Source organism: Streptomyces sp. NPDC058000, assembly GCF_042886435.1.
In the GTDB taxonomy this organism is placed as follows: Bacteria; Actinomycetota; Actinomycetes; order Streptomycetales; family Streptomycetaceae; genus Streptomyces.
In genome coordinates this window covers 1-13,509 of sequence record NZ_JBHVQS010000049.1, presented here as the reverse complement: position 1 = coordinate 13,509, position 13,509 = coordinate 1, and the positions used below count along the sequence as shown (strand labels likewise).

The 13,509-nt window shown below is 72.1% G+C and carries 14 protein-coding genes and 1 tRNA gene; 2 read left to right on the top strand and 13 right to left on the bottom strand.

The genetic code is table 11. The annotated features are described in order from the left end of the window. Nucleotides 1-50: 50 nt before the first annotated feature. The 8 genes from ACFVT2_RS32705 to ACFVT2_RS32670 form a co-directional block, all read right to left on the bottom strand. A tRNA-Ala gene (locus ACFVT2_RS32705) sits at nucleotides 51-123 on the bottom strand. A gap of 114 nt (nucleotides 124-237) precedes the next feature. Further along, nucleotides 238-891: a histidine phosphatase family protein gene (locus ACFVT2_RS32700; protein WP_390023889.1), complete on the bottom strand. Its 654-nt coding sequence runs from the start codon at nucleotides 889-891 to the stop codon at nucleotides 238-240. Then, entirely contained in the window at nucleotides 888-1,322 is a 435-nt protein-coding gene (gene rsfS / locus ACFVT2_RS32695) for a ribosome silencing factor (protein ID WP_390023825.1), read from the bottom strand. Before rsfS ends, ACFVT2_RS32700 begins: the two co-directional genes overlap by 4 nt. Beyond that, nucleotides 1,319-1,450 (bottom strand): hypothetical protein, encoded by a 132-nt coding sequence (locus ACFVT2_RS32690; protein ID WP_390023823.1) that lies wholly within the window; start codon nucleotides 1,448-1,450, stop codon nucleotides 1,319-1,321. The genes rsfS and ACFVT2_RS32690 overlap by 4 nt, the downstream gene beginning before the upstream one ends. Nucleotides 1,451-1,529: 79 nt before the next feature. Continuing rightward, on the bottom strand, nucleotides 1,530-3,425 hold the full coding sequence (locus ACFVT2_RS32685) for a LytR C-terminal domain-containing protein (protein ID WP_390023821.1): 1,896 nt from the start codon (nucleotides 3,423-3,425) through the stop codon (nucleotides 1,530-1,532). A gap of 24 nt (nucleotides 3,426-3,449) precedes the next feature. Beyond that, nucleotides 3,450-4,061 (bottom strand): nicotinate-nucleotide adenylyltransferase, encoded by a 612-nt coding sequence (gene nadD / locus ACFVT2_RS32680; RefSeq protein WP_390023819.1) that lies wholly within the window; start codon nucleotides 4,059-4,061, stop codon nucleotides 3,450-3,452. A 53-nt stretch (nucleotides 4,062-4,114) separates the two neighbouring features. Continuing rightward, a complete protein-coding gene (locus ACFVT2_RS32675) occupies nucleotides 4,115-4,276 on the bottom strand; it encodes a hypothetical protein (protein ID WP_016577759.1) in 162 nt (53 codons plus the stop codon). A gap of 182 nt (nucleotides 4,277-4,458) precedes the next feature. Continuing rightward, complete coding sequence (locus tag ACFVT2_RS32670) at nucleotides 4,459-4,608, bottom strand: hypothetical protein (RefSeq protein WP_390023817.1); 150 nt, start codon at nucleotides 4,606-4,608, stop codon at nucleotides 4,459-4,461. A 130-nt stretch (nucleotides 4,609-4,738) separates the two neighbouring features. Here ACFVT2_RS32670 and ACFVT2_RS32665 point away from each other — a divergent pair, with 130 nt between their 5' ends. After that, nucleotides 4,739-5,833, top strand: coding sequence for a M48 family metallopeptidase (locus ACFVT2_RS32665; RefSeq protein WP_390023815.1), 1,095 nt, complete (start codon nucleotides 4,739-4,741; stop codon nucleotides 5,831-5,833). Here ACFVT2_RS32665 and ACFVT2_RS32660 read toward each other — a convergent pair. The 5 genes from ACFVT2_RS32660 to proB all read right to left on the bottom strand — a co-directional run bounded on the left by ACFVT2_RS32660 (nucleotide 5,796) and on the right by proB (nucleotide 10,970). Continuing rightward, a complete protein-coding gene (locus ACFVT2_RS32660) occupies nucleotides 5,796-6,920 on the bottom strand; it encodes a hypothetical protein (protein ID WP_390023813.1) in 1,125 nt (374 codons plus the stop codon). The genes ACFVT2_RS32665 and ACFVT2_RS32660 overlap by 38 nt on opposite strands. Nucleotides 6,921-6,979: 59 nt before the next feature. Then, nucleotides 6,980-7,588: a hypothetical protein gene (locus ACFVT2_RS32655; protein ID WP_390023811.1), complete on the bottom strand. Its 609-nt coding sequence runs from the start codon at nucleotides 7,586-7,588 to the stop codon at nucleotides 6,980-6,982. Nucleotides 7,589-7,673: 85 nt separating this feature from the next. Further along, nucleotides 7,674-8,942 (bottom strand): glutamate-5-semialdehyde dehydrogenase, encoded by a 1,269-nt coding sequence (locus ACFVT2_RS32650; protein ID WP_390023809.1) that lies wholly within the window; start codon nucleotides 8,940-8,942, stop codon nucleotides 7,674-7,676. Between the two features lie 194 nt (nucleotides 8,943-9,136). After that, nucleotides 9,137-9,637, bottom strand: a complete 501-nt coding sequence (locus ACFVT2_RS32645) for a hypothetical protein (protein ID WP_390023807.1) — start codon at nucleotides 9,635-9,637, stop codon at nucleotides 9,137-9,139. Between the two features lie 235 nt (nucleotides 9,638-9,872). Next, a complete protein-coding gene (proB, locus tag ACFVT2_RS32640; protein ID WP_390023805.1) occupies nucleotides 9,873-10,970 on the bottom strand; it encodes a glutamate 5-kinase in 1,098 nt (365 codons plus the stop codon). A 385-nt stretch (nucleotides 10,971-11,355) separates the two neighbouring features. Between proB and ACFVT2_RS32635 the strand changes: the two genes are divergently transcribed. Then, nucleotides 11,356-13,443, top strand: coding sequence for a hypothetical protein (locus ACFVT2_RS32635; protein ID WP_390023803.1), 2,088 nt, complete (start codon nucleotides 11,356-11,358; stop codon nucleotides 13,441-13,443). Nucleotides 13,444-13,509 lie beyond the last annotated feature (66 nt).

Sequence of the window (13,509 nt, the reverse complement as noted above, 5' to 3'; positions counted from 1 at the left end):
CCGTAACGCAAAGATCCCGCCTCCTTCAGGAGGCGGGATCTTCCGGGCTGTGGAGCTAAGGAGAATTGAACTCCTGACCTCCTGCATGCCATGCAGGCGCTCTACCAACTGAGCTATAGCCCCGGGTCTTGTTCCGTTCCTCCGGGGGTTTCCCCGGAGGCGCCGCGAACAAGAAGAACTTTAGCCTGCGACCTGCCCAGATGCGAAATCCGGCCCGGCCGCCCCCGCCCCGGTGGCTCAGTCGTCGTCGCCGAGCACCGGCTCCGGCAGGGTGCCGGCATTGTGCTCCAGCAGCCGCCAGCCGCGCGCCCCCTCGCCCAGCACGGACCAGCAGCAGTTCGACAGACCGCCCAGCCCCTCCCAGTGGTGGGACTCCAGGCCGAGCAGCCGCCCGATGGTGGTGCGGATGGTGCCGCCGTGGCTGACGACGACCAGCGTGCCGTCGTCGGGCAGCTTGTCGGCGTGGTGCAGGACGACCGGGGCGGCCCGGTCGGCGACCTCGGTCTCCAGTTCGCCGCCGCCGCGGCGCACCGGCTCACCGCGCTTCCAGGCGGCGTACTCCGCGCCGTACTGAGCGAGGATCTCGTCGTGCGTCAGACCCTGCCAGGCGCCCGCGTAGGTCTCCCGCAGCGCGGCGTCGTGGGACACGTCCAGCCGCGTCAGAGCGGCCAGCTCACCCGCCGTCGCCGCGGCCCGGCGCAGATCGGACGCGATGATGGCGTCCGGGCGCAGGGCGGCCAGCAGCCGGGCGGCGCGGCGGGCCTGGGCGAGGCCGGTGTGGGTCAGCTCGATGTCGGTCGACCCCTGGAAGCGGCGCTCCAGATTCCAGGCCGTCTGACCGTGGCGCCACAGGACGACGCGGCGGCCCCGGCCGCCCTTGGTGCCGTTCAGCGCAGGTCTCCGTCCTCGTCGCCCGTGGTGGCCCGGGCGTGCGCCGCGGCCTTGCCCCGGGTGGCCTTGGCCTCCTCGGGGAGGTCGATCTCCGGGCAGTCCTTCCACAGGCGCTCCAGGGCGTAGAAGACGCGCTCCTCGCTGTGCTGGACGTGGACGACGATGTCGACGTAGTCGAGGAGCACCCAGCGGGCCTCGCGGTCGCCCTCGCGGCGGACCGGCTTGGCGCCGAGTTCCTTGTTGAGTCGTTCCTCGATCTCGTCGACGATCGCCTTCACCTGGCGGTCGCTGGGCGCGGAGGCCAGCAGGAAGGCGTCGGTGATCGAGAGGACGTCACTGACGTCGTAGGCGATGATGTCGTGCGCGAGCTTGTCGGCCGCCGCCAGGGCGGCGGCGTTGATGAGCTCAAGGGAACGGTCCGTGGCGGTCACAAGCGGCTTTCCGGGTCGAGGGGGCCGCTCCGGCCGGAACGCAGGGCGCGCGGCGTGGCCGTGGCGCACCGGCGGTCCTGGGTGGCCAGATCGGCGGTCAGGTACCCCTCAAGGGTCTCACGGACCACCGACACTCCCGGCGGGGATTTCCGCCCCACCGGGAGGTGCCGACATCCTGCCTGGTCAGCCCCATGATCCGCCGTGCGGTCAGCCCTTGTAGTCCTGGCCCAGGACCACCGCGATGTCCGCGTTGGCGGCGACCTTCCCCTGCTGGACGGCGCTCGCGGGCAGGCCCAGCGTCTTGGCGACCTCGGTGGCCTTGGCCCGCTGCGGGGCGTCCGCGTAGGTCACCTGGGAGGTGGCCGCGGTGCCGCCGCTGCCGCCGTCGACGAAGGTGTAGCCGCCGTTCAGCAGCGCGACCTGGGCCTTGCCGGTGGCGGCCTTGTCGCCGGTGGCGTTGCGGACCGCGACCCGCGGGGTCACGCCCGGCGCGGTCTTCTTGACCGTGCCGCCCAGGACGTCCTTGACGACGCCGGCCGCGGTGCTCTGGCCGATCGTCCCGTCGGCCTGCACCGGCAGGACCTCGGTGTCGTACTTGTCGGTCTTCGCCAGCTCCGCCCGCTGGGCCAGCGAGCTGCCCAGCTGCGCCTCGGTGAGCGGCGGGTCGAGGATCTGGAGCAGGGACTTCACGGTGGCGGTGGCGCCGTCCGCATCACTGGAGACCTTCTTCAGGGTGGCCTGCACGACCTGCCCGAACCGCTCCAACTGCTTGGTCTGGGTGTCCCCCGGGCCCTGGTAGGTGGCGTAGGCGACGGCCGCCTGCCCGTTGAGGAGCTGACCGGTGCCCTGTTTGACGACCGGGGAGTCGCCCTTCTTGCCGCCGGGGACGGAGGTGTTGGTGTCGACGGTGATCCCGCCGACCGTCTCGACGAGGTTCTCCAGATAGGGGGTGTCCAGCCGCCAACTGGCGTTGAGGTCGGCGCCCAGGAGGGTGTTGAGGGACTCCCGGGTGGCGTCGGTGCCGTCGTCCTTGACGGACTTGCCGAGCGTCGTGGTGGTGCCGTCGTCCTTGGCGACGATGAGGCTGTTGGGCAGGAGGAGGGTGGTGCCCTTGTGGGTGGTCTCGTTGTCCACCAGGAGGGCGGTGGAACTGTTCCCGGTCTTGGTGTCCCGCAGGTTCACCACCAGGACGTCGCGCTTCTGCCCACCGGCCTCGGCCGCGCCGCCGCTGCCCGCACCGGACAGTCCCGGCAGCTTGCCCGCCCACCACAGGTAGCCGACGCCGCCGGCCGCCAGGAGGACCAGGACGACCGACAGGGCGATGAGCCGGCTGCGGCCGCGCCGCTTGGCCTCCTCGCGCCGTTCGGTGCGGCTCTCGGTGAACTTCAGCCAGTCGATGACGTCTTCGGAGTCGTCGTCCGGCTCCTCGACGAAGGAGAACTCCTCGGTGCCGAAGTCCTCGGCGGCTGAGCCTGCGGAGCCGCCCTTGGGGCCCGCGGCGCTCTTGGACCCGGCGGGCGCGGGCGGCGCCTCGGGGGCGGCCCCCGGCACCGGGCCGGTCTGCCCCTGACGCGCCTGCTCGTACTGCGGCGGCTCGTGGGGCGACTGCTCGGGGCGCGGCTGCTGGTCCCCGTAGGGGAACTGTTCGTACGGCGGCTGCGGAGCCTGCTGCGGGATCCAGTCCGCCTGCTGGGGCGACGGGTGCGACGGCGGCTGCTGGGGCTGGGTGTACGGGTCGTACTGCTGGGGATAGCCGGTCTGCTGCTGGACCGGCTGGCGGCCGTAGGCGTCGTAGCCGTACTCGGGTTGCCCCTCGTACGGCTGCTGGGTCGGCGGCGCCTGGCTGCCCTGCGCCCCGTAGGGGTCGTAGGGGGCGTAGCCGGACGGGGCGCCGGGCCCGGCCGGCTGCCCGTAGGGGTCGTAGTGCTGCTGCTCGTACGGCTGCTGCGCTTCGTACTGCTGCGGCGCCTCGTGGGGCACCGGCCGGCCGTACGCGTCGTAGGTGTAGCCCTGTCCCTGCTGCCCGTGCTGCCCCTGCTGCTGGGCGTACGGGTCCTGGGGATATGGGTCCTGCGGCCCGTACGGATCGTGTCGGTCGCTCACCGGTGCCCCTTTCCGTCTGCCCCGTCAGCGGTCGTCGCGGTACAGCTGCTTTTTGTCGATGTAGCGCACCACACCGTCCGGTACGAGGTACCAGACCGGATCCCCCTGGGCGACGCGCGCCCGGCAGTCGGTCGAGGAGATGGCCAGCGCGGGCACCTCGACCAAGGACACCGCTCCCTCGGGCAGCCCGGGGTCCGCAAGGACGTGGCCGGGCCGGGTCACCCCGATGAAGTGGGCAAGCGAAACCAGCTCCGCCGCGTCGTGCCAGGTCAGGATCTGGCTGAGCGCGTCGGCGCCGGTGATGAAGAACAGATCCGCGTCGCAGTGCTCCGCCCGCAGGTCACGCAGCGTATCTATCGTGTACGTCTTGCCGCCGCGGTCGATGTCGATCCGGCTGACGGAGAACTGCGGATTGGACGCGGTCGCGATGACCGTCATCAGATAGCGATCCTCGGCCGGGGACACCGTCTTGTGGCTCTTCTGCCACGGGTGCCCCGTGGGCACAAAAACGACCTCATCGAGATGGAACTGACTGACCACCTCGCTGGCGGCGACCAGGTGTCCGTGATGGATCGGGTCGAATGTGCCGCCCATCACGCCGAGCCGCCGCTTCACGGGCCCTGTGTGCTCTCCCATGCGTGCAGACCCTACTTGGCGGGACGCGGTGCCGGGGGCCGGGGCTGGAAGGCTTAGCGGTCGCGGTTGAAGCGGGTGGTGATCCAGAGCAGGAGAAGCAGGATGAAAAGGGCGCTGCCACCGGTGAGGTAGGGGCTCAGGCTGGCGTGCTGGCCACCTTCGTGCCCGGCTTCGGCGAGGGATACCAGGGACTGTGCGGCGGAGTTCAGGCTCATCGTTGGCAGGTACCAATCCGGGCGGGGTGCGGACAGAGGCTTCCGCCACATCGTAAGCGCCACGTCACCGGGGGCTCACGCCGACTCCGCCCGAACGCGCCCGGCCGGCGCCCCGGACCGTTCCCCGGCCGGCGCAGGTCCTGCTCGGGGTCGGTCCCCGGTGACGCCGGCCCGGGCCGGGGTCAGTCCTGGTTGCCGTAGCCGCGCAGCAGGAACCACGCGAGCAGCGCGGCACCCACCACACCGACGATGATCACGGTGCGCAGGATCCACCCGGGGCCGCTGTCCTTGGAGGTCTCGGCGACGGCGAGCAGCAGGCTCGGATGCGGCATGGCGGTGGCTCCCTTTTGTACGGGCCTGGCGGGCATTGGTCCGCACGCCAGCGTACGCCCGGGCATCCATTCGCCTGTCAGTGGCGTCCTCTAGTCTGAATCACACGCAGTCGAACAGGGGGAGGCCCCAATGACGGAGAGCCCAGACGGCGACGCGAACGTACCGAGCCGGAACCGCAAGCGGTTCCCCGGCATCTCGTCGCGGTCCTACGAGCACCCGGCAGATCGCTCGGCGCTGGTGGCGCTGCGCAAGCTGAGCGGGTTCGACACCGTCTTCAAGACGCTCAGCGGTCTGCTGCCGGAGCGCAGCCTGCGGCTGCTCTTCCTGTCGGACTCGGTCCGCGTCGGCGACCAGCAGTTCGCCCATCTCCACGCGATGCTGCGCGACGCCTGCTACGTGCTGGACCTGGAGAAGGTCCCGCCGATGTACGTCAATCAGGACCCGCAGCCCAATGCCATGTGTATCGGCCTGGACGAGCCGATCATCGTGGTGACGACCGGTCTGGTCGAGCTGCTCGACGAGGAGGAGATGCGGGCCGTCATCGGCCACGAGGTGGGCCACGCCCTCTCCGGGCACGCGGTCTACCGCACGATCCTGCTGTTCCTGACCAACCTCGCGACCAAGGTCGCCTGGATCCCGCTCGGCAATGTCGCGGTCATGGCGATCGTGACGGCGCTGCGCGAGTGGTTCCGCAAGTCGGAGCTGTCGGCGGACCGGGCCGGCCTGCTTGTCGGGCAGGACCTCCAGGCGTCGATGCGCGGCCTGATGAAGCTGGCCGGCGGCAACCACCTGCACGAGATGAACGTCGACGCGTTCCTCAAGCAGGCCGAGGAGTACGAGTCCGGCGGCGATCTGCGCGACTCCGTGCTGAAGATCCTCAACCTCCTGCCGCGCAGCCACCCGTTCACCACCGTCCGCGCCGCCGAGCTGAAGAAGTGGGCCGCGAGCCGCGACTACCAGCGCATCATGGACGGGCACTACCTGCGCCGCGAGGAGGACAAGGACGCCTCGGTCTCCGACTCGTTCAAGGACTCCGCGGCGCACTACGCCGAGTCGGTGCGCACCAGCAAGGACCCGCTGATGGGTCTGGTCCGCGACATCGCGGGCGGCGCCGGGGACCTGGGCGGCAAGCTCCGCGACACGGTCTTCGGCTCGCGGGCGAACGGCGCCGGCGGGTCGAGCGACGCTAAGGGATCGGATGGCTCGGAGTCGGCTGGGAAGTAGCCGAAAGCTCGCCGCAGAGCGCGGCGTTGGCCCGGCCCCGGGCGTAGGGGTCGGTGCCGGCGGGCCGGTCGGTGCCGGCGCGTTGCCCGGCGAGCAGCGGGTGCAGCGTGTCGGCCGGGTCCGAGGAACAGCTCAGCGGCCCGGCCTGCAGGCTGCTCTGCACGACGGTCAGCCGGTGGTCGGCGAGGTCGTCCCGGCCGACCCGGAAGTGCAGTTCGCGCCGGACGGTGACGAGCGAGGCGGCGCCCGGCGTCGGCGTGCCGGCGTGTTGCCCGGCGGCGTCCTTCGGGGCGCTCGGGGCCGGTTGCACGGCGTAGACGAAGGTGTAGTCGGCGGCGATGTCTAGGGTGTCCGCGCTCAACTCCGTCGCGCTCAGCGTGCCGTTGACGCGGACGTCGCGGTCGGCGAGCTGGATCTGCTTCGGGTCGAAGCGGACCAGCCAGCCGGTCGCCGCGTCCCGGCCGTTGTCGTCGGGGTGCGTCAGGCTCCGGTCGAACTGGTCGAGTTGGCCGGTGTCCAGCAGCAGCCGGACGGGCCGTACGGCGCCGCCGGTGAGGGTCGCCGGATCCACCGACGAGCGGACGAGGTAGTCCTTGGCGATGGTCAGCGCGGTGACGATCTGGCCGTCGGAGAAGTGCGCACTGCGCTGGACGGTGGGGAGGTTGATGCCGGCCGCCCCGATCCGGTAGTCGGCCGCCGGGCTGTGCGCGAAGAGGTCCGCGGGGGTCGCGCCCGGTACGGGGCCGGGCGGCGCCAGCGGCACCACCGAGGACCGCAACGGCTCGGCCCGGACCGGCTCGGGGGCCTTGTACGGGTGGCGTATGCCCATGTAGACGGCGGTGCCGAAGGCCAGCACGATCAGCAGCACCAGCAGGATCGCCTGGCGGGATCCGCCCAACCGCAACCATGCGTGGCGGATCTTCACCGCCGGTGCGTGGTGTTCCCCGAGCCGCTCGTCGGCGGAGAACTCCTGCAGTCGCGCGGCGCGCACGAACCGCTCGTCGAAGACCACGGATCGGTACTCGTCGTCACCGCCTCCCGGGGCGCCGTCAGGCATCCCCTCGGGAGGGTCACCAGGCCCGGTCATACAACAAGGGTAGGTCTGACGGGGCCGACGTAAACGCCGGAGGGCGCCACAACTTCGCGTCAGTGCGACCCGGGGCCCGCGGAGAACGACGGGCGCAGCGGTTCCGCGGAGCCGGCCGCCGGCACCCGGGGGCGGGACGTCCGCAGGTTGTCCTGGCCGCCCTTGGGGGGCGCGCCGGAGGTCGGGGCGTCGACGCCGGTGGAACTGGCCGGCGGCACGGGGCTCTGACTGCGGCCGGAGGCGCCCCGGTAGACGGCGCTGAAGGCGAGTGCCACCAGTCCGATGCCCATCACCACGGCCAGCACCCAGGCCATGGGCCGGTGCCAACGGGCGGGGCCGCGGTAGGGGCGCAGGGACCCGCCGTAGGGACCGTACGGGTCGTAGGCGTCGCGGTCGCGGGGCCGCTCGTCGGCGTCCCCGTAGTCGTAGTCGTCGTCCGGTCCGAAACCGCCCCCCGGGCGGGCGGCCGCCTCGGCCTCCGCACGCGCCTCGGCGGCGGCCAACATGCGCTCGACCGCCGAGGGCTCATGGATCGTCGCGGACCGCACGAATTCCTCGTCGAAGACCACGGAAGCGAACTCGTCGTCCGCTCGTCCGTGGCTCCCGTGGTGGTGCTCGTCGGGCTGTTCGCCGTCCGGGAACGGCGTGCCCCCCACGTCGTCCGGCACCCGTCCAGGGTAGCCCCGGCCGGACTTTTTGGGCAGGGAGGAAAGCAGTCGGATACGGGCGGAACGGGGCCGTCCGCGGGGTGGGTCAGCGGATGTGGCCGTCGCCCGTGACGATGTACTTCGTGGACGTCAGCTCCGGCAGACCCATGGGGCCGCGGGCGTGCAGCTTCTGGGTGGAGATGCCGATCTCGGCGCCGAAGCCGAACTGGCCGCCGTCGGTGAAGCGGGTCGAGGCGTTGACCGCGACCGTCGTGGAATCCACCAACTGGGTGAAGCGGCGGGCAGCGGCCTGCGAGCCGGTGACGATGGCTTCGGTGTGGCCGGAGGACCAGCGCCGGATGTGTGCCACCGCCGCGTCCAGGTCGGGCACCACGGCGGCCGCGATGTCGTAGGAGAGGTACTCCGTCGCCCAGTCCTCGTCGGTGACCGGGGCGACCAGGCCGGGGCCGGCCTGCTGCCAGGCGGCGTCGCCGTGCACGACCACGCCGGCCTCGGTCAGCGCCTCCAGGGCGCGCGGCAGGAACTTCTCGGCGATGCCGGCGTGCACCAGCACCGTCTCGGCGGCGTTGCAGACGCTGGGGCGCTGGGCCTTGGAGTTGACCAGGATGTCGATCGCCATGTCGAGGTCGGCGGCCTCGTCGACGTACACGTGGCAGTTGCCGGTGCCGGTCTCGATGACCGGCACGGTGGACTCCTCGACGACGGTACGGATCAGGGCGGCGCCGCCGCGCGGGATCAGCACGTCGACCAGGCCGCGGGCGCGCATCAGCTCGCGCACCGAGTCCCGGCTCTCGCCGGGCACCAGCTGGACGGCGTCGGCCGGCAGCCCGGCGCTCTCCACGGCACCGCGCAACACGTCCACCAGGGCGCTGTTGGAGGCGTACGCGGAGGACGAGCCGCGCAGCAGCACGGCGTTGCCGGACTTCAGGCAGAGGGCGGCGGCGTCCACCGTCACATTGGGCCGGGCCTCGTAGATGATCCCGATCACGCCGAGCGGGACCCGGACCTGGCGCAGGTCGAGGCCGTTGGGCAGGGTCGAGCCGCGCACCACTTCACCGACCGGGTCGGGCAGCCCGACGACCTTGCGTACGTCGTCGGCGATGGCGGCGATCCGCTCGGGGGTGAGGGTGAGCCGGTCCACGATCGACGCGGAGGTGCCGGCGGCCCGGGCCTTCTCGATGTCCTCGGCGTTGGCCGCCACCAGGACGTCGGTGTGCGCCACCAGGGCGTCGGCGATGGCGAGCAGCGCCCCGTCGCGGGCCGTGCGCGGCAGCGGGGCCAGGACGGCGGCCGCCTCCTTGGCGCGGCGGGCGGTGTCGAGGACGGGCGAGGACTGGGATGCACTGCTGGTCATGGCCGCAGCCTAGCGCCGCACCGGGCGACGGCCACGACGGATTCCACAGAGCGGGACGCCGGTCACACCGGCGACGGGGCCGGTGGACCACCGTAGGGGCCGCTCCGGTACGGGGAGCGCGCGAGGGCCTGCCCGATGGGGTGGCGCCCCGCGCGGCCCCGTCGGACCGGCCCTGGGGACCCAACGGACCGGCGTCAGTAGGGATGCACTCCGACCGGCGAGGCCGGCGGCGGTCCATAGCCTTCCGCGACGCGCTGGTGGTACGTCTCCCGGTCGATGACCTCCAGGCCGACGATCTCCCAGGGCGGCAGTTTGGCCGTCGAGCGGTGCTCGCCCCACAGGCGGAGGGCGACCGCCGCCGCGTCGTGCAGGTCCCGGGCCTCCTCCCAATAGCGAATCTCGGCGTGGTCGTTGGCGTAGCGGCTGGTCAGCAGGAAGGGGTGGTCGTGGGCGAGCTGTTCGAGCGCCCGCCGGACCTCCTTCAGCGGTGCCTCGACGCCCGAGACGCTGAGGGTGACGTGCCACAGCCGGGACGTCTCCCGGCGCTCGCCCTCCCGCGCCCGCGGCGCCGTCCGGTCCCGCTCCGCCCACCGGCCGGGCTCCTCCTGCCGGGCGGCGCCCCGGCCGGTCCCGACGCTGGTCAGTGTGCGCTCCGCCGTCCCTCGGGCCGGAGCCCCTGGGCGCCCTCGTGTCACCGGCGGCCTCCTGTGATGCGAATCGCTCCGCCCCTTCAAGGTGCGGAGCCGACTGGTGCGGTCGTCCTTCGACGTCTGCGCTCGCGCGCTGCGGGCGCCGCTCCGCTGCGGCGCCCCCGCAACAAAGTTGACCAGCCCGCGGCCGCTCGCGGGGCCGTTTTACCGAAGGTCCCCGGTGAAAGGCTGATGAAGGTCGACCCTGTGCGGGCCGCGCCGGGGACCCGTCGGGGGCGGCTCAGTGGTGCAGCAGCACCAGGTCATCGCGGTGCACGACCTCGCGCTCATACGCCGGTCCGAGCTCGCGGGCCAGATCCCGGGTGGAACGACCAATCAATCGAGGGATTTCCCTGGCGTCGAAGTTGACCACCCCACGGGCGACCGCGTGGCCGGCGGCGTCCCGCAGCTCGATCGGGTCCCCGGCGGAGAACTCGCCCTCGACGGCGGAGATGCCGGCCGGCAGCAGCGATGAGTTCCGTTCGACGACGGCCCGCACCGCGCCGTCGTCCAGGACCAGGGCGCCCTGCGGCGTGGAGGCGTGCGCCAGCCACAGCAGCCGGTCGGCGGAGCGGCGGCCGGTGCGCAGGAAGTGGGTGCCGGTGGCGGCGCCGGCCAGCGCGTCTGCGGCGTGCACGGCGGAGGTGAGCACGACCGGGATGCCGGCCGCGGCCGCGATCCGGGCCGCCTCGACCTTGGTGACCATGCCGCCGGTCCCGACGCCGGACTTCCCGGCGCTCCCGACGGAGATGCCCTCCAGGTCCTTGGGCCCGGTGACCACGTCTATCCGGGACGTGCCGGGAGTGGACGGGTCGCCGTCGTAGAGGCCGTCCACGTCGGAGAGGAGGATCAGCAGGTCGGCGCGGACGAGGTGGGCGACGAGGGCGGCCAACCGGTCGTTGTCGCCGAAGCGGATCTCGTCGGTGGCGACGGTGTCGTTCTCGTTGACGATCGGCACCGCCCCCATGGCCAGCAGCTGGTCGAGGGTGCGACAGGCGTTGCGGTAGTGGGCCCGGCGGCTGGTGTCGTCGGAGGTCAGCAGCACCTGGCCGACCCGGCGGCCGTAGCGGGCGAAGGACGCGGTGTAGCGGGCGACCAGCAGGCCCTGGCCGACGCTCGCGGCGGCCTGCTGCCGGGCGAGGTCGCGGGGGCGGCGGTCGAGTCCCAGGGGGGCGAGGCCGGCGGCGATGGCGCCGGAGGAGACCAGCACGACCTCCTTGTCCTGATGCTTGGCCAGGACGTCCACCAGGGCGTCGACCCGGTCCGCGTCCAGTCCCCCCGTGGCCGTGGTCAGCGAGGACGAGCCGACCTTCACCACGATCCGGCGGGCGTCTGCCACGTCCTGCCTTGCCCCAGCCACCTGTACACCCCTGTGTTCGCGTTCCCTCTGCCGTACGGAACCCCGTACAGCCGCAATCTACGGCAGCACCCCTGGCGGACGCCTCGCCATATCGCCTGGCGGACGCTCCGGCGGACACCCGGATCCCCCGGCAAGGAGGCCGAGCCGTAAAGAACTAAGACGGAAAATGACACTCGAAGGTTGCGTTCGATTGGTCCGTTTCGCGGCGGAGGGAGCCACAGCAGATTGTCACCAAGGCCAACGAGGTCATACGGTCGGGTGTCCATCGGTCCCGTTTCGCCGCTCCTGCGGCGTCGCAGCGCGGGACCCGGCCGCCGTCCCCGGCCTCCCCCCATGACCTTTCTGCTGCCAGGAGCCCTCCCCCGTGCCTTCCGCCGGAATCGCCCCCAGACGAGCCGTCCAGCTCGCGGCGCTCTTCGCGATGATGGTCGCGTTCACCGCCCAGCTGATCGGCGCGCTGCTGCCCGTCATTCCGCTGTTCATCGCAGCGTCAGTGGTCAACCTGGGTCTCGACCTGGTCCTCCAGCACCAGCAGCCCGGCCTGCTCGCCCTACTCGGCCGGATCCGCTTCGACGTGACGGTGCGTCAACTGCTGCGGGACATGCTGTTGCTGGTCGGCCTCCTGCACATCGACGGCATCAACCCCCTGGAGGAGCAGGCCCCCCTGACCATCACCCTGCTCGCCTTCTACGGCACCCACTTCGTGTGCCAGGCGGTCGCGGTCCTGGTCCGCCGGTCCCGGAGCCTGCCGCTCGTCACCCGCAACATCGACGCCGGCGCGCTGGGGCTCACCGACGCCCCGCCGCGGCTCCTCTACCGCCAGACCGGCCGGCGGCTGCTGCGCTTCTCGGTGCCCACCACGGCCGGAATGATGGTCACCGCGGTCACCGGCAACGCCTTCTGGGGCGGCATCGGCATCTGCGTCGCCCTACTGCTCTCCGCCGGCGGCACCCTCTACCTGAGCACCTGGCTGCTGCCCGGGAAGCAGGTCGTCGGCGAACAGCGCGCCCTGGATTGGCTGGACGACTGGCTGGCGGCCTACCGACCGACGGTCGGCATGTACTTCTCCGGCGGCTCCTCCTCCGCCTACCAGGCCAACATGTGGCTGAGCACCCTGGCCGGACTGGACGGCAAGCCGATCATCGTGCTCCGCGAGCGCTTCATGGTGCAGAAGATCGAGGCCACCGACATCCCGATCGTCTGCATCCCCAAGGTCACCCACCTGATGCGCCTGGAGCACTCCACCCTCAAGGTGCTGCTGCACCCGGCGAACTCCGGCAAGACCTCGCAGATCCTGCGGATCCCCTCCATCAAGCACGCCTTCATCAACCACGGCGAGAGCGACAAGCTCTCCTCCTGCAACCCGTACGCCAAGGCGTACGACGAGGTGTGGGTGGCCGGTCCGGCCGCCCGGGACCGCTACCAGCTCGCCGACATCGGCATCGAGGACAAGGACGTCGTCGAGGTCGGCCGCCCCCAGTTGGCGTCGATCCGGCCCTACGAGGGCGCCCCGCTCGGCCGGTACACCACCGTGCTCTACGCCCCCACCTGGGAGGGCTGGGACGGCAACCCGGGCAACACCTCGATGGTCCTGGCCGGCGAGAACATCGTCCGCGCCCTGCTCGCCGACCCCACCGTGCGGCTGCTGTACAAGCCGCATCCGATGACCGGCTCGGTGGACCCGCGGGCCGGCGCCGCCGACGCCCGCATCCAGGCGCTCATCACGGAGGCCAACGCCCGGCGCGGCGGCGCGCTGCCCGGCCCGGAGACCGCCGCCGAACTGGCCCGCCGCGCCGCCGAACTGGACCGGCTGACCACCGCCGACTTCCGCAAGAGCGCCGACGAACTGGAGCGGATGCGGCTCCAGAGCACCCCCGAGGAAGGCCGCGCGGCCGCCGTCGAGGCCGCGGTCGTCGCCTGGGAGGAGGCGTACTGGAACTCCTTCCCGGAGTGGGAACACCGCGTCATCACCACCGTGCGCCCCGGCATCTTCACCTGCTTCAACCAGGCGGACCTGCTGATCAGCGACGTCTCCAGCGTGGTCTCCGACTACCTGTCCAGCGAGAAGCCGTACGCGGTCGCCAACACCTCCGGGATGGCCGAGGACGACTTCCGGACGAACTTCCCGACCGTGCGGGCGGCCACCGTCCTCACGCCCGACGCGGCCGGCGTGCCCGCGCTCCTCGAAGCGGTTCGGGACCAGGAGCGGGACGGCCTGGCCGCGGACCGCGCCGAGCTCAAGGAGCACCTGCTCGGCCCGTCCGACCCGCCGTCGACGGTCCGTTTCAACGAGGCCGCGGTGGGCCTGTGCGTGCAGGCCGACGAGCGGCGGCGCCGGATGGAGAGCCGGCTGTCCGGCATCCCCGTGCAGCGCTCGCAGCAGGGCGTGACCGGCGCCGAGACGACCCGCCACGGCTCCGGCGGCGCCCCGGACGCCACCGCCGCCGTCTGAGCCCACAGCGGGCCGTGCGCGGCCCCCGCAGACGCGGGCAGGCCCCGGGAGGAGCGTTCCTCCCGG